Source organism: Actinacidiphila rubida (genome assembly GCF_900110255.1).
Classification (GTDB): Bacteria; Actinomycetota; Actinomycetes; order Streptomycetales; family Streptomycetaceae; genus Actinacidiphila; species Actinacidiphila rubida.
Genome location: NZ_FODD01000006.1, coordinates 258,638 through 276,347 on the forward strand (window position 1 = coordinate 258,638; position 17,710 = coordinate 276,347).

A 17,710-nucleotide genomic window follows, 5' to 3' on the forward strand; every position below is an offset into this window, starting at 1 on the left:
GCATGACAGCCGACGTCGACAGTTCGCCGCGCAACGGGCGGCAGCGCCACTTCTGGGCACCGGGTGACCAGGTGCTGTGGCGGTATCGCGGGAACGGCACGGGCGCGGTGCACATCTGCCGGCCGGTGACGGTGGTGCGGGACGACGCGGAACTGCTCGCGGTGTGGATGGCGCCGGACACGCCGGTGGTGCGGCCGATGATGGCCGACGGCCGGCCGGTGCACCAGGAGCCGCTGGCCACGCGGTACCGCAAGCCGCACGTGCCGAGCGTGGAGCGCTGGTGGGGCGCCGGGGTGCTGAAGCTGGCGCGTCCGGACGAGGCGTGGTCGGTGTGGCTGTTCTGGGATCCGGACTGGCGGTTCCGCAGCTGGTACGTGAACCTCGAGGAGCCGCTGCGGCGCTGGTCCAGCGGGGTGGACTCGGAGGACCACTTCCTGGACATCTCGGTGCACCCGGACCGCAGCTGGCACTGGCGGGACGAGGACGAGTTCGCCCAGGCGCAGGCGGACGGCCTGATGTCGGCGTCGGTCGCGGCGGGCGTGCGCGCGGCCGGACGGCGGGCGATCCGCGTGATCAGGGCCTGGGGAGCGCCGTTCCGCGACGGCTGGGAGGACTGGCGCCCCGACCCGCGCTGGCCGGTGCCGGCGCTCCCGGCGGACTGGGCCAGACCCGCGGAGTGAGCCGCCGGCCGCGCGGCGAAACCGCGGAGCCCCTTGTTGCGTCCCGGTCGGTCGACCGTAGGATCGGCTCCGGAACACTGCACAATTGCCCAGCGGGAGACGGAGTCTGACGCCACGTCACGACCGTGGCACGTCCGAGGTCCGACCCGCGCGTGGCAGCACAGCCAGCACACCGGATGGCGCCTCTGCCAGGCGTCCACGGACGGATGAGCAGTCAGGGAGGCCCTGAGCAGTGGGTACCGGCGGCAACGAGCAGGTGCGGCGCGACCGGACCGGGCAGGTCGAGGCGTTCGACGCCATCGGCGACCGGTACGACGAGGCCTTCCCCCACAAGGAGGGCCAGATCGAGGCGGGCGGCTGGCTGACCGCCTCCCTGCCGGAAGGCGCCCGGGTGCTCGACCTCGGCTGCGGTACCGGACTGCCGACGGCCCGTCAGCTCGCCGACGCCGGCCTGCGGGTCACCGGCGTCGACCTCTCGCCCGGCATGCTGGACCTGGCCCGGCGCAACGTGCCCGGCGGCGAGTTCGTCCGCGCGGACATCGGCGATCTGGCCGACGGCGGGGCGCTCGCCGAGAAGGGCTTCGCCGGGGTCACCGCCTTCTTCGCGCTGCTCATGCTGCCGCGCGCCGAGATCCCCCAGGCGCTGCAGGCGATCCACCGGCTGCTGGAGCCCGGCGGGTTGCTGGCACTGTCCATGGTCGAGGCGGACGTGGACGACATGCAGATTCCGTTCCTGGGCCACACGATCCGGGTATCGGGTTACCTACGGGACGAATTGCGCCATGTGGTGACGGACGCGGGTTTCGAGGTGGTCAAGGAGGAGTCGTACGCCTACGCGCCGGCGAGTTCCGACGTACCGCCGGAGCTGCAGCTCTTCCTGTACTGCCGACGTGCCTGATCTGACCGGGCCCGAGCCCCGCCGCGCGGTGGTCGCGGCGGCGCACCGACGGATGGAACGACTCGCGTGACCACGGACCAGCCCCGCCCACCCCGCACCCCCGCAGCGCCGCCGGACCCGCGCGGCGGCTTCGGCCTGGACGCGCCGCCCTCCCCGCCGGAGGCGGACCCGGTGCCGGCGCCCCCGCCGGCGCCGGCCGTCGCGCCCGGCCCACCCTGCCCCCCCGGGGAAGGACCCGCACACCCGCGGCGCCGACCGCGCCGCGCCCGGCGAACCGGCTGCCGAACACGGCAAGCAGGACGGTCCGGGCACGCCCGGCGAACAGGTCGCACCGGGCGAACCGGTTGAGTACGGTGATCACCCAGGGTCCGCGGACGGATCCGTTCCGCAGTCTTCCGGCGCGGAGGGCCATTCCTCCGAGGCCGACCCCGGACGACCGGGCACGCGGGGTGCGGCTGGGTCGTATGGTGAGCGCGTGGCCGGACAAGAAGCGGCAGGACCGCAGGGCGCGACGGGCCCGTACCGCGACGCATCGACCGCGCCGACCGCGCCTTCCCCGGCGGCGGCGCCGTCCGCGACCGGGTCAGTTCCGAACGAGGGCGGGCCCAACGGGCCGCACACCCCGCAGAGTTCGCACGGCACCAACGGCACCGGAGGTCCCCGGACCGTCCACAGCGCCCACGGTTCCGACGGCAGGGACGGCGAGCGGGACCGCCGCACACCCGAGGACGGCCTTCCGCAGGTTCCCCCGGCCCCGCAGCTTCCTCCGGCCCCGCAGGCTCCCCCGGCCCCGCAGATTCCTCCGGCTCCGTCGGCTCCCCCGCTCCCGCCGATCCCGGCCCACGGCAGCGGCTGGGTGCCGGGCGGGCCGGACGGTGGCGAGACGCTCGGGTCGTTCGTCAGCACGCCGGCGCGCGGCACGCCCCTGGACCCGGCCGGACACCCCGGCGGCGACGAGGACTCGGTCGGCATGCGCATCCCGATGCCCGCGCAGACCGGCCCCGAGGCCGACCGCCTGCGCTACGTCGGCGCGGCCACCCGCCGGATCGCCCGCGGCCTGGACCTCGACGAGATCCTCCTGGGCCTGTGCCGTTCCGCGGTGCCGGCGTTCGCCGACGCCATCCTCGTCTACCTGCGCGACCCGCTCCCCGTCGGCGACGAACGGCCGTCCGGCCCGCTGCGGTTGCGGCTGCGCCGCGCGGACGGCGGGCTCGACGGCCCCGACCCGGCGGGTGACGCGCCCGTCGGCGCGGTCCCGCTGCTGCCCACCCTGGAACCGGCGTACAGCTCCGAGACGATCGGCGTGCTGCTCGACGGGCCGCTGGCCGAGGTGCTGCGCGGCGTCCGTCCGGTGTTCGCGGACTCGCCGCGGGCCGCGGACGCGCTCGCCGAACTCCTCGGCAACCCCGTCAGCCTGCTGCCGACCGGGCGCCGCGCCCTGCTCGCGCCGCTGCGTGGCCGCCGCCGGGTGATCGGCGCGGCGGTGCTGCTGCGCCGCAACGACCGGCCCGCCTTCGAGGCCGACGACCTGCTGGTGGCCGCCCAACTGGCCACCCACACCGCGCTCGGCGTCGACAAGGCGGTGCTGTACGGCCGCGAGGCGTACATCGCCGACGCGCTGCAGCGCGAGATGCTGCCGGACTCGCTGCCGCAGCCCACCGGTGTCCAGCTGGCCAGCCGCTACCTGCCCGCGGCGGAGTCCGCACGGGTCGGCGGCGACTGGTACGACGCGATCCCGCTGCCCGGCAGCCGGGTGGCGCTGGTGGTCGGCGACGTGATGGGGCACTCCATGACGTCCGCGGCGATCATGGGCCAGTTGCGGACCACCGTGCAGACCCTGGCCGGGCTGGACCTGGCCCCGCAGGAGGTGCTCTACCACCTCGACGAGCAGGCGCAGCGGCTCGGCCAGGACCGCATGGCGACGTGCGTCTACGCGGTGTACGACCCGATCGCGCACCGCCTGGTCGTGGCCAACGCGGGCCACCCGCCGCCGGTGCTGCTGCACGCGGACGGCCTCGCCGAGGTGCTGCGCGTGCCGCCGGGGGCGCCGATCGGCGTGGGCGGAGTGCCGTTCGAGGCGGTGGAGCTGCCGGCCCCGGCCGGGGCGACGCTGCTGCTCTACACGGACGGCCTCGTGGAGTCCCGCAGCCGGGACGTGTGGGGCGGCATCGAGTTGCTGCGCGAGCGGCTGCACGACGCGGCGACGGTCGTCTCACCGCCGCCGCTGGAGCCGCTGTGCGACGAGGTGCTGGAGATCCTGGGGCCCGGTGACCGGGACGACGACATCGCGCTGCTGGCCGCGCGGTTCGCCGGGATCGCGCCGAGCGACGTGGCGTACTGGTTCCTGGAACCGCAGGCCCAGACCGCGGGCCGGGCCCGGCGCCTGGTCCGGCAGGCACTGCGCCGCTGGGACCTGGACGACCAGCTCGACGCGGCGGAGCTGCTGGTCAGCGAGATCGTCACCAACGCGGTGCGGTACGCGGAACGACCCATCACGCTGCGGCTGCTGCGGACCGACGTGCTGAGGTGCGAGGTCGGGGACGACGCGCCGCTGCTGCCGCGGATGCGGCACGCCGCGCCGGAGGAGGAGGGCGGCCGCGGGCTGTACCTCGTCAACCGGATGGCGCAGCGGTGGGGAGCCACTCGCTTGGGCGCAGGCAAGGTCGTGTGGTTCGAGCTGCCCATCATCTGACGAGGGGTCGCCCGCGGCGCGCGTGATCGCCGGGGGGCGGCCCCGCGGTGTGCGGTGCCCCGCGCGCCGGGCGGGGCCCTCGCGGGCCGGGCACAGTGAGGGCAGCCGCGGAGCCTTTCCGGAAGGCGACGTTGGGGCTCGCGCAGCTCTTGTACGCAGCCCCGGGCCATGTGCCGATTCCCATGCCCCGGGGCTGCAACCTCCCCCCTCCCGGGGGTCCCGCCCTCTCGGACCCTCGCCCGTCCCCGGGCCCGGGTTCGCCCGGGCAAGGCAGAGGGGTCCGCCCGTCCCGGGTGGGGTTCGCCTCACCCCGGCGGAGGCTCGCCCCGCGGACAGGGGCGACCATCGGGGGCGCGAGGTCCCCCAGGGTTCGCCCGGGAGGTGCCCCCCACCCGAGCAAGCCACCACCAGGCACCCGGCCAGGCGTATGCGCTGCGGGTATACATGAGGTGTATACGCATCGTGTAGTGTGGGCGTCATGTCAATCGGGCACACCCTTTTGGGACTTCTGGAGTCCGGACCACGCCACGGCTACGACCTGAAGCGCGCGTTCGACGAGCGGTTCGGGCACGACCGGCCGCTGGCCTACGGGCAGGTCTACTCGACGATGGCGCGGCTGCTGAAGAACGGGCTGGTCGAGGTCGAGGGGATCGAGCCGGGCGGCGGGCCGGAGCGCAAGCGGTACGCCATCACGGACGCCGGCGTCACGGACGTGGAGACCTGGCTGGCCCGGCCCGAGAAGCCGGAGCCGTACCTCCAGACGACGCTGTACGCGAAGGTCGTGCTGGCCCTGCTCACCGGCCGCCCCGCGGCCGACCTGCTGGACTCGCAGCGCGCCGAGCACCTGCGGCTGATGCGCGAGCTGACCCGCCGCAAGTCCTCCGGCGACCTCGCGGACCAACTGATCTGCGACCACGCCCTGTTCCACCTGGAAGCGGACCTGCGGTGGCTGGAGCTCACCGCGGCCCGCCTGGACCAGCTCGCCGCGGAGGTGACCCGATGAGCGCCGAAACGCTCACCGAACCGCTGCTCCAGGCGACGGACGTCCACAAGTCGTACGGCCGCACCGCGGCCCTGGACGGCGCCGCGCTGACCGTGCGTGCCGGCGAGGTCGTCGCGGTGATGGGCCCGTCCGGCTCGGGCAAGTCCACGCTGCTGCACTGCCTGGCCGGCATCGTGCGGGCCGACTCCGGCCAGGTCCGGTACCGCGGCCGGGACCTGACCACGATGTCGGACCGCGAGCGCAGCGCCCTGCGCCGTACCGACTTCGGCTTCGTCTTCCAGTTCGGCCAGCTCGTACCGGAGCTGACCTGCCTGGAGAACGTGGCGATACCGCTGCGGCTGGCCGGTACGCGGCGCCGGGACGCCGAGGCGCGGGCCGGCGCGTGGCTGGAGCGCCTGGAGGTCGGGGACGTCGCGGGGCAGAGGCCCGGCGAGGTGTCCGGCGGGCAGGGCCAGCGCGTCGCGGTGGCCCGCGCCCTGGTGGCCGGCCCCCGGGTCGTCTTCGCCGACGAGCCGACCGGCGCGCTGGACTCCCTCAACGGGGAGCGGGTGATGCGGCTGCTGACCGAGGCCGCGCACGACACCGGTGCCGCCGTCGTCCTGGTGACCCACGAGGCGCGGGTGGCCGCCTACTCCGACCGGGAGATCGTCGTGCGGGACGGGAAGTCGCGCGACACGGAACGGGTGTCATGAGCGCACCGCACGAGCCCTTCGCCGGCTTCGACGAGGTGGCGCGCGGGGGCGCGCCGCGCGGCGTGGAGCCCGCCGGCGGCGCGGCCGCCTGGGCCCGCGACCTCGCGTTCGGCGCGCGTCTGGCGGCCGGCGGCGGCCGTGAGGGCTGGATCCGCACGCTGCTGACCGCGGTCGGCGTCGGCCTGGGCGTCGCCCTGCTGCTGCTGGCCGCCGCGGTGCCGCCGATGATGACGGTGCGCGACCACAAGCGGGTGGCCCGCGACTCCATGTCCGCCGGCTACCTCGCGAAGCCCACCGACAGCACGCTGCTGGTCGCGGACGCCGGGACGACGTTCCGCGGCGCGGACATCACCGGCGAACTGCTGCGGCCCGAGGGCGCGAAGGCGGCGGCGCCGCCCGGCGTCGCGCACCTGCCCGCGCCCGGCCACATGGTGGTCTCGCCCGCGCTGCGCCGCCTGCTGGCGGCCCAGCCGCTGCTGCGCGAGCGCCTCCCGTACACGATCGACGGCCCCATCGGGCACGCCGGGCTGATGGGCCCGGCCGAGCTCTACTACTACGCGGGCAGTGACCGGCTGACCGCCCGGGACGCGAACTACGAGCACGGCAACGCCGACCGGATCGCCGGGTTCGGGCACCACAGCAACTCCGCCGTGATGGGCCCGACCTTCGACCTGCTGCTGGTCGTCATGCTCGTGGTGCTGCTGCTGCCGGTCGCGGTGTTCGTCGCGACCGCGGTCAGACTCGGCGGGGAACGGCGCGACCGGCGGCTCGCCGCGCTGCGCCTGGTCGGCGCGGACAACCGCATGACGCGCCGGATCGCCGCGGGCGAGGCCCTGTTCGGCTCGCTGCTGGGGCTGCTGGTGGGCGGCGGGCTGTTCTTCGCCGGCCGGCAGCTCGCGACCCACGTCACCATCCGCGGCATCTCCGCGTACCCCGCGGACATGACGCCGGACGCGGCCCTGGCCGTGATCGTCGCGGTGGCGGTGCCGCTCGCCGCGGTCGGCGTGACGATGCTGAGCCTGCGCGGCACGGCGATCGAACCGCTCGGCGTCGTCCGGCAGAGCGTGGGCCGCGGGCGCCGGGTGTGGTGGCGGCTGGTGATCCCGGCCGTCGGACTGCTGCTGGCCCCGCTGTTCGGCAAGGTCCAGGGCGACGGCAAGCTCAACATGTACCAGGTGGCGACCGGCGCCGTGCTCATGCTCGTCGGCGTCACCGCCGTCCTGCCGTGGGTGGTGGAGCAGGTCGTCAGGCGGCTGGGCGGCGGCCCGGTGGCCTGGCAACTGGCCACCCGCCGACTCCAGTTGAACAGCAACGCCGCCGCGCGCCTGGTCAGCGGCGTCACCGTCGCGGTGGCCGGGGCCATCGCGCTGCAGATGCTGTTCGCGGGCGTCGACGACGAGTTCGTGTTCAGCACGGGCGCGGACCCGGCCAGGGCGCAGGCCGTGGTGAGCGCCGAGGTGGACAGCGGCGCGCAGGCGCGGGACTTCACCCACCGGATCGCGGCGACCAAGGGCGTCCAGCACGCGTACGGCTACGTCGACTCGGCGGTCACCCAGCCCGACGCGGCCTCCGTGCGGGACGGCGACTTCGCCTATCTGCCGGTGGCGGTCGGCGACTGCGCGACGCTGGGGCAGATGGCGTCCCTCCACGGCTGCGCACCCGGCAGCGTCTTCCTCGTGCCGCCGGCCGACGGCGCGGGCGACACGCAGGCGGCCCGCACCTATCTGAGGCCCGGCGGGCGGCTGGACCTCAACGGGCCGCCGCGCGAGGCGTACACGGGCACTCCGCGGCTGTGGACGATCCCCCGGGACGCGCGGACGGCGCAGAGCCGGCCGGACCCGTCCGGCTCGCTCGGGTGGGGCCTGTTCGCCACCCCCGAGGCGCTGGACACCTCGCGGCTGACGTCGGAGACGGCGACCGTCATGGTCGCCCTGGATCCGCACGACCCGGACGCGGCGGAGTACGTGCGCAACACCGCGGCGAAGCTCGGCATCGGCGTGGACGTGCTGCACGTGGGCACGACCACGACCAAGTCCGGCTACGCGCAGTTGCGGCGCGGCCTCTTCGCGGGTGCCGCGCTCACCATGGCGCTGATCGGCGCGAGCCTGCTGGTGATGATGCTGGAGCAGCTGCGGGACCGGAAGAAGCTGCTCGCGGTGCTGGTGGCGTTCGGCACCCGGCGCGGCGCGCTGGCCTGGTCGGTGCTGTGGCAGACCGCGATCCCGGTGGTGCTGGGCCTGGTCCTGGCGTGCGCCGGCGGCCTGGCTCTCGGCGCGGCGCTGCTGGGGATGGTCGGCCGGCCGTTCCACCCGGACTGGGGTGCGATGGCCGGAATGGCGGCGATCGGCGCGGGGGTGGTCTTCGCGGTGACGCTGCTGAGCCTGCCGCCGCTGTGGCGTCTGATGCGCGCGGACGGGCTCCGCACCGAGTAGCGCGCGGGCCGACGCCCTGCCGCACCGGGCAGCACACCCACGCCGGGCCCGGCCGTCCCCAGACGGCCGGGCCCGGCGCCGTCATGCCGCCGCAGGGTTCCCGCGGGCCACAGGGCGTAAGGGTCCCGCGCATACCGCATCCCGACCGGCGGGCCGCTGCCGCGCCAAGCGGACCCGGTGCCGTCCGGCCGCCGACGGCCACCGCGCCTGACGTTCAGACCTCCCGCGGGCCGGGGCCCGCCCGGCACGAAAGCGCCGCCGTGACGCGCGGACCGTGCCGTCCGGTGGGCGGAGGGTTCCGCGTCGGGGCCGCCGGCGCTCGGTGCGGACGAGCCGTCAGGCGGTCGGCGCGTCCGGGACCGAGACGGGCGGGGAGTCGGACGGGGAAGCGGCGGCGTCCGGCGGGGCCGGGGCGTCGGCGGTGTCAGTGGTCGCGGCGGCGTCCGCCGTGGTCCCGGCGGACGCGGGCGCCGGCTGCGCGGAGTGCGCGGGAACGGCGGGCTGGGCGGGGACGCCGGCGGCCGCGGCCGCCACTTCCTTGGCGTGGGCCCGCAGGTAGCCGACGACGGTGTTGCCGACCGCGACCAGCGGCACAGCGACGACCGCGCCGCCGATCCCGCCGATCATCGAGCCGGCGGCCACCGACAGCACGACGGCCAGCGGGTGCACCCGCACCGCGCGGCCGAGGATGAACGGCTGCAGGATGTGGCCCTCGATCTGCTGCACGGCCAGCACGACCGCGAGCACCAGCACCGCGTGGAACGGGCCTTCGGTGACCAGCGCCACGACGACGGCGATCGCGCCCGAGGCGACCGCGCCGACCAGCGGCACGAACGACGACAGGAAGATGACGACGGCCAGCGGCACCGCCATCGGCACGCCGAGGAAGAAGATGCCGATGCCGATGCAGATCGCGTCGATCAGGGCGACGATCACCGTGCCGCGCACGTAGTGCGTGAGGGTCGTCCAGGCGCGCGGGCCGGCGCCGGCCAGGCCGTCGCGGGCCGGCTCGGGGAACAGCTTCAGCACCCAGTTCCAGATGTTCCGGCCGTCGTAGAGCAGGAAGATCGTGCTGAACATCGCCAGCAGCATGCCGGTGAGCAGGTCGACGACGAAGGTGACGCCCTGCAGACCGGCGTCGGTCAGCTGCGAGGTGTTGTGCTTCAGGGCGTTGCTGAGGTTGTTGGCGACCTGGTTGATCTGGCCGTCCGTCACGTGGAAGGGGCTGTTGAGCAGCCACTTCTTGCCCTCGGAGATACCGTCCTGGAGGCTGTTCGACAGCTGGTCGACGTTGTCCATCACCTGCCAGACGACGAACCAGCCGACCAGCCCTATGACGATGAAGCCGCCGACGCAGACCATCGCGGTGGCCAGCCCGCGGGGCACGCCCATCCGCCGCAGCCGGGCCACGAAGGGCTGCAGCAGGGCGGTGATGAGCAGGGCCGCGGCGAACGCCAGCACGAGCAGCTGGACCGCGTCGATGACGCGCATCAGTACGTAGACGGTGCCCGCGAGGATCAGCAGCCGCCAGCCGATCTCGGCGGCCACCCGCATGCTCCACGGCACGACCGCGGCCGGGCTCACCGGCTCGGGCGCGCGCTGCGCGGGGACGGCGGCCCGCACCGGCTCGGGGGCGGTACTGGGGGTCGCGGCCGCGGGGGTGCTGCCCTCCGGCCACGTCGGGGCGGAGGCGGGGGCCGGACGGGGCGCCGGCTCCGCGGTGGCGGAGCCGGCGGTGACCCCGGAAGCGGTGATCCCGGAAGCGGTGGTCGCCGACCCGTCCTTGGCCACGTCCCGCGCGCTGATCTCGGCCTGCCGCTGCTCGATGCGCCGGGCCGCGTTCGCCAGCCCTGAGGCCAGCGTGGCGCTCCAGTGGCGCTTGTCCGGCATGCTGTTCTCCCCTGCCCCTTCGGCCGCCCGCGGCACCGCTGTGCCACCGCACTGCTGTGGGAGACGACGTTACCCGGCGTCCGGGTTGCCCGGGCCGCGGGGCGGCACGAGCAACCGGAACGGGGAGGGCGGGCCGGGCCGGCCTAGTACGAGCTGTGCGCCTGCCAGAACTGCCAGGCGCCGCAAGGGCTGCCGTAGCGCACGTTCATGTAGTTCAGGCCCCACTTTATCTGCGTGGCCGGGTTGGTCCGCCAGTCGGAGGCGACCGAGGCCATCTTGGTGCCCGGGTTGGCCTGCACGAGACCGTAGGCGCCGGACGAGGGGTTGACCGCCGTGTAGCGCCACCCGCTCTCCCGCGTCACGATGTTCGAGAAGCAGGCGAACTGGTTGCTGCCGACGATCTGCTTGGCCATGGCCTGGACTTCGGCGATGGTGTACGAGGCCTGGGTGGGGAACGACGCCCGCGAGTCTCCTCGGCTGGCGGCCTGCTCCCGCGCCTTCGCCGCGGCGTCCGCGGCCTTCTTCTTGGCCGCTGCGTCCTTGGCTGCCTGCATGCGGGCGGCCTGCTCGGCGCTCTGGCGCGCTGCCGTGTCAGCGGCGTCCGACTGAGCCTGGACCTGCTCCGTCAGTGATGCCTGCTGAACCTGGTTTCCCGCGGGGATGTCCGCGAGAAGGGTCGTCGTGCCTGCTGCTTCGACGGGCTCGGTGGTGCTCCCGCCGTTCTCCGCACCCGACGCGACGCCGACGACGGCGCCCACAGTGGTGACTGCCGTGGCCGAAGCCACTGCCAGCCCCCGAACCGAGATCCGGCTCACACGGTTTCCTTCCGGAATCGCCCGCTCGGTGACCGCACGGACGCAATCGTGCCCCTGGCGCTGTCCCTCTGACCGGTCCGCCGGACGGGCCGGTCGGTCACGGGGGCACGGGCCCGGTGCGAAGTCCCTTGCGGATTCCGCGTGTTGCTCGGGCGGCTCATGGCGGTCGCTGTGATGTTGTGGTGGTACTGGATCCCGCACCCGAGGGCGCAGGGGTGCCATGAGCGGGGCCTGACAGCCTCACACCCTGCCGTACGGGGACGCGTCGCGGCAATTTCCGGTTGAGTGGCAAAGCTCACACGCTGCGGACGGCCGTAATTCCCTGCATGTTCCGCGGGCAAACGCTAGGCTGCTGCGCCCTCCAGGGGGCGCAGCAGCCTCAACTCGTACTCTTTGTCGTACTATTTGCAGCCTTTCAGCCGACTCCGTCCTCCAGCATCTCGGTGACGAGCGCGGCGATCGGCGAACGCTCGGAACGCGAGAGCGTCACGTGGGCGAACAGCGGATGGCCCTTCAGCTTCTCGACCACCGCGACCACGCCGTCGTACCGGCCGACCCGCAGGTTGTCGCGCTGGGCCACGTCGTGGGTGAGCACCACCCGCGACCCGGCGCCGATCCGCGACAGCACGGTCAGCAGCACGTTGCGCTCCAGCGACTGCGCCTCGTCGACGATCACGAAGGCGTCGTGCAGCGAGCGGCCCCGGATGTGGGTCAGCGGCAGGACCTCCAGCATGCCGCGCGCCACGACCTCCTCGACGACCTCCTTGGTGGTCACCGCCGACAGCGTGTCGAACACGGCCTGGGCCCACGGGCTCATCTTCTCGGCCTCGGTGCCGGGCAGGTAGCCCAGCTCCTGGCCGCCCACCGCGTACAGCGGCCGGAACACCATCACCTTGCGGTGCTGGCGGCGTTCCAGGACCGCCTCCAGGCCGGCGCACAGCGCCAGCGCCGACTTGCCGGTGCCGGCCCGGCCGCCCATCGAGACGATGCCGACCTCGGGGTCGAGCAACAGGTCGAGGGCGATGCGCTGTTCGGCGCTCCGGCCGTGGATGCCGAACGCCTCGCGGTCGCCGCGCACCAGCCTGACCCGGCCGTCCGGGGTGACCCGGCCCAGCGCCTTGCCGCGCTCGGACTGCAGCACCAGGCCGGTGTGCACCGGGAGTCCGGCGGCCTCGGGCAGGTCGACGCTCTCCTGGGCGAACAGCGCGTCCACGTCGTCCGCCGCGACCAGCAGCTCCTCCATTCCCGTCCAGCCCGAGGTGATGGCGAGCTCGGCGCGGTACTCCTCGGCCAGCAGGCCGACCGAGGACGCCTTCACCCGCAGCGGCAGGTCCTTGGAGACGACGGTGACGTCGTACCCCTCGGCCTGCAGGTTGCGGGCGACGGCCAGGATGCGCGAGTCGTTGTCACCGAGCCGGAACCCCGCGGGCAGCACCCCGGGGTCCGAGTGGTTGAGTTCGACACGCAGGGTGCCGCCGATGTCGCCGATCGGGATCGGCGCGTCGAGCCTGCCGAACCTGATGCGGAACTCGTCGAGCCGGCGCAGCGCCTGGCGGGCGAAGTAGCCGAGTTCCGGATGGTGGCGCTTGGCCTCCAACTCCGTCACCACGACGACCGGAAGCACTACCTCGTGCTCGTCGAACCTGGCGAAGGCGTTGGGGTCGGCGAGCAGCACGCTGGTGTCGAGTACGTACGTGCGCCGGTCGTGATCACGGCGGTTCTTGCTGGTCACCACGTGTGGACGAACCCCCTCGGGAGAGGTGAGTCTGCGGTCCGGCAGCCAAGGCCCGGATGCCGGTCTGCCAGTGATATGCCCGCGAAAACGCGTACCCATGCGAATGCATATGACAGTCATCCGACGGTCATCGACCGGTCACCGGCCGCTCACCGGCTCGTCCACGCGCCGGGGGTGAACAGCGGCGGCGCCGGAGGCCGCTGCGGCGGCTGCTCCGGGGGCCGCTTCGCGGCGGCACGGAGGCCGCCGGCAACTGCTCCGAGGGGCGCCCGCGTACCGCCCGCGGGGCCCGGTGCGGCGGCTACGCCCCGTAGCGCCGGTGGCGTGCCGCGTAGTCGCGCAGCGCGCGCAGGAAGTCGACCTTCCGGAACGCGGGCCAGAAGACCTCGCAGAAGTAGTACTCCGAATGCGCGCTCTGCCACAGCATGAATCCGGACAACCGCTGCTCGCCCGAGGTGCGGATCACCAGGTCAGGGTCGGGCTGGCCGCGGGTGTAGAGGTGCTCGGCGATGTGCTCGACGTCCAGGATCTCGGCCAGGTCCTCGATGGACGTGCCGCGCCCGGCGTGCTCGTGCAGCAGCGAGCGCACGGCGTCCGCGATCTCCTGCCGGCCGCCGTAGCCGACCGCGACGTTGACCAGCAACCCGGTGCTGGCGTGGGTGGCCTGCTCGGCCTCCTTGAGCACGTGCTGGGTGTGGGAGGGCAGCAGGTCCATGGTGCCGACGTGGTTCACGCGCCAGCGGCCGGCGTCGGCCAGTCCGGTGACGGCGTCCTCGATGATCCCCAGCAGCGGGACGAGTTCGTCGGCCGGGCGGTCCAGGTTGTCGGTCGACAGCAGCCACAGCGTGACGACCTCGACGCCGGTCTCCTCGCACCAGCCGAGCATCTCGGCGATCTTGTCCGCACCCGCCCGGTGGCCCTGCACGGTGGTCGCGCCACCGGCCTTCGCCCAGCGCCGGTTGCCGTCGAGGATGACGCCGATGTGCTTGGGGCCCTGTGACACGTCGAGCCGGTGCTCCACCCTGCGGGAGTACAACTCGTACACCAGCTCGCGCAGATTCATTGCGTACCAGCCCCTCCTGCGCATCGACGCCCGGCCGCCACACTACTGCGCACACGCCCTGGCAGACGAACCGGGGCGCGGGCCCCCGGCGGGGGTAGTAAGCGGTTCAACCGCCCGTGATAAGGAAGAGGACGTGAACATCCGCACCCTGTACCGCGCCGCCGACGAGCGCTACGACTCCATGGAGTACCGCCGCACCGGCCGCAGCGGGCTCAAGCTCCCCGCCATCTCCCTGGGGCTCTGGCACAACTTCGGCGACGACCGCACCCTGGACTCCCAGCGGGCCATCCTGCGCCGCGCCTTCGACCTGGGGGTCACGCACTTCGACCTGGCCAACAACTACGGCCCGCCCTACGGCGCGGCCGAGGCCAACTTCGGCACCCTGTTCGCGCAGGACTTCCGCCCCTACCGCGACGAGCTGGTGATCTCCACCAAGGCCGGCTACGACATGTGGCCCGGCCCGTACGGCGAGTGGGGCTCGCGCAAGTACCTGCTGTCCTCGCTCGACCAGTCGCTGGGCCGGATGGGCCTGGACTACGTCGACATCTTCTACTCGCACCGCTACGACCCCGAGACCCCGCTCGAGGAGACCATGGGCGCGCTCGCGTCCGCGGTCCAGCAGGGCAAGGCGCTGTACGTGGGCATCTCCTCGTACGGCGCCGAGCGCACCCGCGAGGCCGCGCGCCTGCTGCGTGAGATGGGGGTGCCGGCGCTGATCCACCAGCCGTCGTACTCCATGATCAACCGCTGGATCGAGGACGAGGGCCTGCTCGACGTCCTGGCCGAGGAGGGCATGGGCTGCATCGGCTTCGTGCCGCTCGCCCAGGGCCTGCTGACCGACCGCTACCTCGGCGGCATCCCCGAGGGCTCGCGCGCCGCGCAGGGCAAGTCGCTCGACCCGTCGCTGGTCAACGAGGAGACGGTGACCCGCCTGCGGGCGCTCAACGACGTGGCCGCCGGCCGCGGGCAGTCCCTGGCCCAGCTCGCGCTGAGCTGGGTGCTGCGCGACCAGCGGGTGACGTCGGCGCTGATCGGCGCGTCCTCGGTCGCCCAGCTGGAGGCGAACGTGGCCGCGGTGGGCGCCGCGCCGCTGACCGCCGAGGAGCTGGCCGAGATCGACCGGCACGCGGTGGAGCCGGAGGGCGTCAACCTCTGGTCCGTCAGCAGCGACGCGTGACACCGCCGCCGCGGGGCGGCCGGGCCGCGGCCCGGCCGCCCCGCGGCGTTTCCGCGCCGTCCGGATTCCCGGCCGGCGCGGGCGGCGCGGCCGGAGCGCGTGGCGTCAGGTCAGCAGGAGCGCGGCCAGGGCGCCGCCAAGGATGAAGGGGCCGAACGGGATCGGGGTCTTGCGGTCGGCGCGCCGCGTCGCGATCAGCGCGAGGCCGAGGACCGCGCCGAGGCCGAACCCGAGCATGGTGCCCAGGAAGAGCGTCCCCCAGCCGTACCAGCCGAGTGCGAGGCCCATGGTGGGCGCGAGCTTGACGTCCCCGAAGCCCAGGCCGGCCGGGTTGACGAAGAACAGCACGAAGTACAGCGCGCCCAGCACGCCGGCGGCCACCAGCGCCCGGGTCCACGAGCCGTCGTGCGCGTGCAGCAGGGACGCCAGGCCCAGCAGCGCCACCGCGGCGCCGAGCGCCGGCAGGGTGAGGACGTCCGGCAGCCGGAAGACCTTCAGGTCCACCCAGGCCAGCAGGACGCCGACCGGCACCAGCAGCAGCCAGACCGCCAGTTCGGGATGCGCTCCGACCACGGCCGCCAGTGCCGCGCAGGCCACCGCGGCGGCCGCCGCGGCCCCGTACCCGGGACCGTAGGCGCGGCCGTTCGCGCACGCGGAGCAGCGCGCCTGTCCCAGCCAGCCGCGCACCGGGTGCCCGGCGGGGCACCGGGAGGCCCACGGCTGGTCCGCCTCGACCGCCAGCCGGTACGCCGCGCGCGGCAGCAGCAGCCCGCCCGCGGTTCCCCAGACGGCCGCCCCCGCTATCAGATAGACATGCACCGGGCTGACCGTACAGCAGCGTGCGGGCCCGTACAGGAGGGTGCATGGGCCGGCGGTGGCAGGACGGCGAGGCGACGCTGCGGACCGGATCCGCGGAGGTGCCGCTGCGGGTCGCCGCGTCGTACCGGGCCCGCACGCGCGGCCTGCTGGGCGCCACCGGCATCCGGGGGGCGCTGCTGCTCACCCCCGCGTCGAGCGTCCACACCGTGCGGATGCGGTTCGCGATCGACGTGGCGTACCTGGACCGGCGGCTGCGGGTGCTCGCGGTGCGGACGATGCCGCCCGGCCGGATCGGGCGGCCGCGGCTGCGGGCCCGGCACGTCCTGGAGGCGGAGGCCGGAGCGATGGCGGCGTGGGGCGTGACGCGCGGGGCGGTCCTCGCCGTGGCGGCGCCGCCGGACGGGCGGCCCGCGGATTGAGCGTGGGCCGGCGCCGGCCGGGGCGGACGGGGCGCGTCAGCGGGGAGCGGTGCTCGTCACTGCTGCCGGGCCGGGAACTCGACGCTGTTGACGATCTCCTGGAGCAGCGCCGGGTCGTGGGCGGTGCCGTCGACGGCCCAGGCGCGGATGGTGACCGGGTGTCCCGCCGGGTCCCGCAACCGGACCTCGACGTGCCCGGCCGGGCGGCCGTCGGGCGTCGCCTGGGCGTAGCTGAGGACCTGGGCGCGGCTGCCGTCGATGGTCAGCGTCTCGCGGCGGGCGTCGGACGGCAGCCGGCCGGCGCGCGCGGGCACGGCGCCGGCGACGGTCAGGGCCGCGTCGGTCCTGCCGAGGGTGCCGGGCAGCTCGGCGCCGCCGGCCCGCACCCGCCAGGTCTTGGGGAGCGCGACCGCGACCGAGCCCGTGCGCAGGTAGCGCCAGCCGTCCGGCGAGCCCTGGCCGACGGAGCAGCCGGTGGCGGCCAGCGCGAGCACGACTCCCCCGGCGGCGCCGGCCCGCGCGGGGCGATGCCCCCACGCGGCAGCTTTCACCTCGTTCGGCCGGTTCGTCCGTACTGCACGCATCGCCCGCATTGCCCGCATGGGCGCCAATCTACGGCGCGCCCCCGGTCCGGCCCGCGGGAACACCCCCGCCGGAAAAAAGAAACGGGCCGGTTCGCAGGGGGGGGAGAGCGAACCGGCCCGAGGGGGGGAGTTACACCGTACCGCGTCCGGGGGCTCCTTCAGGACGTTACGCGGCAGGTGGCGTGAAAGTGATCTCGACGCGGCGGTTCTGGCGGCGGCTGGTTTCGGTGGAATTGTCCGCTATGGGGTAGTCCTCGCCGTACCCGCGGACCTGGAATGTGTGGGAACCGTCACCGAGTGCGCCCAGTTCCCTTGCCAGGACTTTGTACACCGCATCAGCTCTTTGCTTGGACAGCACCTGGCCATGGGCACTGCTGCCCAGATTGTCGGTGAACCCGAAGACACGGATGGGTGAGGTGACGTGTCGCGCCTTGATGTCGGCCGCGATCGCCTGCAGCCGGGACGTGGCGTCCGGCGACAGCGTCGCGCTGTCGCGGGGGAACAGCACCTCCGCCTGGAGGGCGTAGGTGACGGTGGAGTTGGAGGTCTCCTGCCGCTGTTCGGGCTGGCTGGCCGCGACCGAGGACCGGTCGCTGACCGACACGATGTCCAGCACCTTGGGCGGGGCGAGCGTGGCACCCTCCGGAAGGCGCAGGTCCGGCGACCTGGGATCGATCGGCACCGGCGCCGACGGCGACGGCTCCCCCGCGCTCGGCGGGGGGTTGGAGTCCGCGAGGGCGGCGGGTGCCGCGAGCGTGGCGGCGCCGGTCGTCAGCAGGACGACCAGCACGGCGGCGGCGGGCCTCATCGC

15 protein-coding genes are annotated in these 17,710 nt (G+C 74.2%); 8 read left to right on the forward strand and 7 right to left on the reverse strand.

The features are described from left to right. Positions 1–2: 2 nt before the first annotated feature. From fomD to BMW99_RS08520, 6 genes are all read left to right on the forward strand, one after another. Complete coding sequence (gene fomD, locus BMW99_RS08495) at positions 3–680, forward strand: cytidylyl-2-hydroxypropylphosphonate hydrolase (protein ID WP_075016530.1); 678 nt, start codon at positions 3–5, stop codon at positions 678–680. Between the two features lie 232 nt (positions 681–912). Next, positions 913–1,578 carry a class I SAM-dependent DNA methyltransferase gene (locus BMW99_RS08500; protein WP_069467114.1) on the forward strand — a complete coding sequence of 222 codons (666 nt, stop codon included), beginning with the start codon at positions 913–915 and terminating at the stop codon, positions 1,576–1,578. Positions 1,579–2,053: 475 nt separating this feature from the next. After that, the gene (locus BMW99_RS08505; RefSeq protein ID WP_245791288.1) at positions 2,054–4,270 is read left to right on the forward strand and encodes an ATP-binding SpoIIE family protein phosphatase; all 2,217 of its coding nucleotides are present in this window, start codon (positions 2,054–2,056) and stop codon (positions 4,268–4,270) included. 478 nt (positions 4,271–4,748) lie between these two features. Further along, positions 4,749–5,273 (forward strand): PadR family transcriptional regulator, encoded by a 525-nt coding sequence (locus BMW99_RS08510; protein WP_069462922.1) that lies wholly within the window; start codon positions 4,749–4,751, stop codon positions 5,271–5,273. Further along, a complete protein-coding gene (locus BMW99_RS08515) occupies positions 5,270–5,965 on the forward strand; it encodes an ABC transporter ATP-binding protein (RefSeq protein WP_069462920.1) in 696 nt (231 codons plus the stop codon). Before BMW99_RS08510 ends, BMW99_RS08515 begins: the two co-directional genes overlap by 4 nt. Continuing rightward, positions 5,962–8,397: an FtsX-like permease family protein gene (locus BMW99_RS08520; RefSeq protein WP_079175981.1), complete on the forward strand. Its 2,436-nt coding sequence runs from the start codon at positions 5,962–5,964 to the stop codon at positions 8,395–8,397. The genes BMW99_RS08515 and BMW99_RS08520 overlap by 4 nt, the downstream gene beginning before the upstream one ends. A 336-nt stretch (positions 8,398–8,733) precedes the next feature. On the opposite strand, the gene BMW99_RS08525 is transcribed toward BMW99_RS08520, so the two are convergent. From BMW99_RS08525 to BMW99_RS08540, 4 genes are all read right to left on the reverse strand, one after another. Then, positions 8,734–10,287, reverse strand: coding sequence for an AI-2E family transporter (locus BMW99_RS08525; RefSeq protein WP_075016531.1), 1,554 nt, complete (start codon positions 10,285–10,287; stop codon positions 8,734–8,736). Positions 10,288–10,430: 143 nt separating this feature from the next. Beyond that, positions 10,431–11,102, reverse strand: a complete 672-nt coding sequence (locus BMW99_RS08530) for an aggregation-promoting factor C-terminal-like domain-containing protein (RefSeq protein WP_069464449.1) — start codon at positions 11,100–11,102, stop codon at positions 10,431–10,433. Positions 11,103–11,517: 415 nt separating this feature from the next. After that, entirely contained in the window at positions 11,518–12,837 is a 1,320-nt protein-coding gene (locus BMW99_RS08535; protein ID WP_069464450.1) for a PhoH family protein, read from the reverse strand. 301 nt (positions 12,838–13,138) lie between these two features. Beyond that, the gene (locus tag BMW99_RS08540) at positions 13,139–13,900 is read right to left on the reverse strand and encodes an isoprenyl transferase (RefSeq protein ID WP_069464451.1); all 762 of its coding nucleotides are present in this window, start codon (positions 13,898–13,900) and stop codon (positions 13,139–13,141) included. A gap of 133 nt (positions 13,901–14,033) precedes the next feature. Here BMW99_RS08540 and mgrA point away from each other — a divergent pair, with 133 nt between their 5' ends. Continuing rightward, the gene (mgrA, locus tag BMW99_RS08545) at positions 14,034–15,077 is read left to right on the forward strand and encodes an L-glyceraldehyde 3-phosphate reductase (RefSeq protein ID WP_075016532.1); all 1,044 of its coding nucleotides are present in this window, start codon (positions 14,034–14,036) and stop codon (positions 15,075–15,077) included. Between the two features lie 105 nt (positions 15,078–15,182). On the opposite strand, the gene BMW99_RS08550 is transcribed toward mgrA, so the two are convergent. Next, entirely contained in the window at positions 15,183–15,896 is a 714-nt protein-coding gene (locus BMW99_RS08550) for a prepilin peptidase (protein WP_079138561.1), read from the reverse strand. A gap of 44 nt (positions 15,897–15,940) precedes the next feature. On the opposite strand from BMW99_RS08550, the gene BMW99_RS08555 reads away from it, so the two are divergent. Further along, the gene (locus BMW99_RS08555; protein WP_069464453.1) at positions 15,941–16,315 is read left to right on the forward strand and encodes a DUF192 domain-containing protein; all 375 of its coding nucleotides are present in this window, start codon (positions 15,941–15,943) and stop codon (positions 16,313–16,315) included. Between the two features lie 56 nt (positions 16,316–16,371). Here the strand turns inward: BMW99_RS08555 and BMW99_RS08560 are convergent, their stop codons facing one another. Continuing rightward, positions 16,372–16,899: a valine--tRNA ligase gene (locus BMW99_RS08560; RefSeq protein WP_143080522.1), complete on the reverse strand. Its 528-nt coding sequence runs from the start codon at positions 16,897–16,899 to the stop codon at positions 16,372–16,374. A gap of 166 nt (positions 16,900–17,065) precedes the next feature. Further along, on the reverse strand, positions 17,066–17,707 hold the full coding sequence (locus tag BMW99_RS08565; protein WP_069464347.1) for an OmpA family protein: 642 nt from the start codon (positions 17,705–17,707) through the stop codon (positions 17,066–17,068). Positions 17,708–17,710: the final 3 nt, after the last annotated feature.

Excerpts from the sequence above, each read along its gene's own strand:
- fomD (WP_075016530.1), top strand. The coding sequence starts at position 3 with ATGACAGCCGACGTCGACAGTTCGCCGCGCAACGGGCGGCAGCGCCAC.
- BMW99_RS08510 (WP_069462922.1), top strand. The coding sequence starts at position 4,749 with ATGTCAATCGGGCACACCCTTTTGGGACTTCTGGAGTCCGGACCACGC.
- BMW99_RS08515 (WP_069462920.1), top strand. The coding sequence starts at position 5,270 with ATGAGCGCCGAAACGCTCACCGAACCGCTGCTCCAGGCGACGGACGTC.
- BMW99_RS08520 (WP_079175981.1), top strand. The coding sequence starts at position 5,962 with ATGAGCGCACCGCACGAGCCCTTCGCCGGCTTCGACGAGGTGGCGCGC.
- BMW99_RS08525 (WP_075016531.1), bottom strand. The coding sequence starts at position 10,287 with ATGCCGGACAAGCGCCACTGGAGCGCCACGCTGGCCTCAGGGCTGGCG.
- BMW99_RS08540 (WP_069464451.1), bottom strand. The coding sequence starts at position 13,900 with ATGAATCTGCGCGAGCTGGTGTACGAGTTGTACTCCCGCAGGGTGGAG.
- BMW99_RS08555 (WP_069464453.1), top strand. The coding sequence starts at position 15,941 with ATGGGCCGGCGGTGGCAGGACGGCGAGGCGACGCTGCGGACCGGATCC.
- BMW99_RS08560 (WP_143080522.1), bottom strand. The coding sequence starts at position 16,899 with ATGCGTGCAGTACGGACGAACCGGCCGAACGAGGTGAAAGCTGCCGCG.
- BMW99_RS08565 (WP_069464347.1), bottom strand. The coding sequence starts at position 17,707 with ATGAGGCCCGCCGCCGCCGTGCTGGTCGTCCTGCTGACGACCGGCGCC.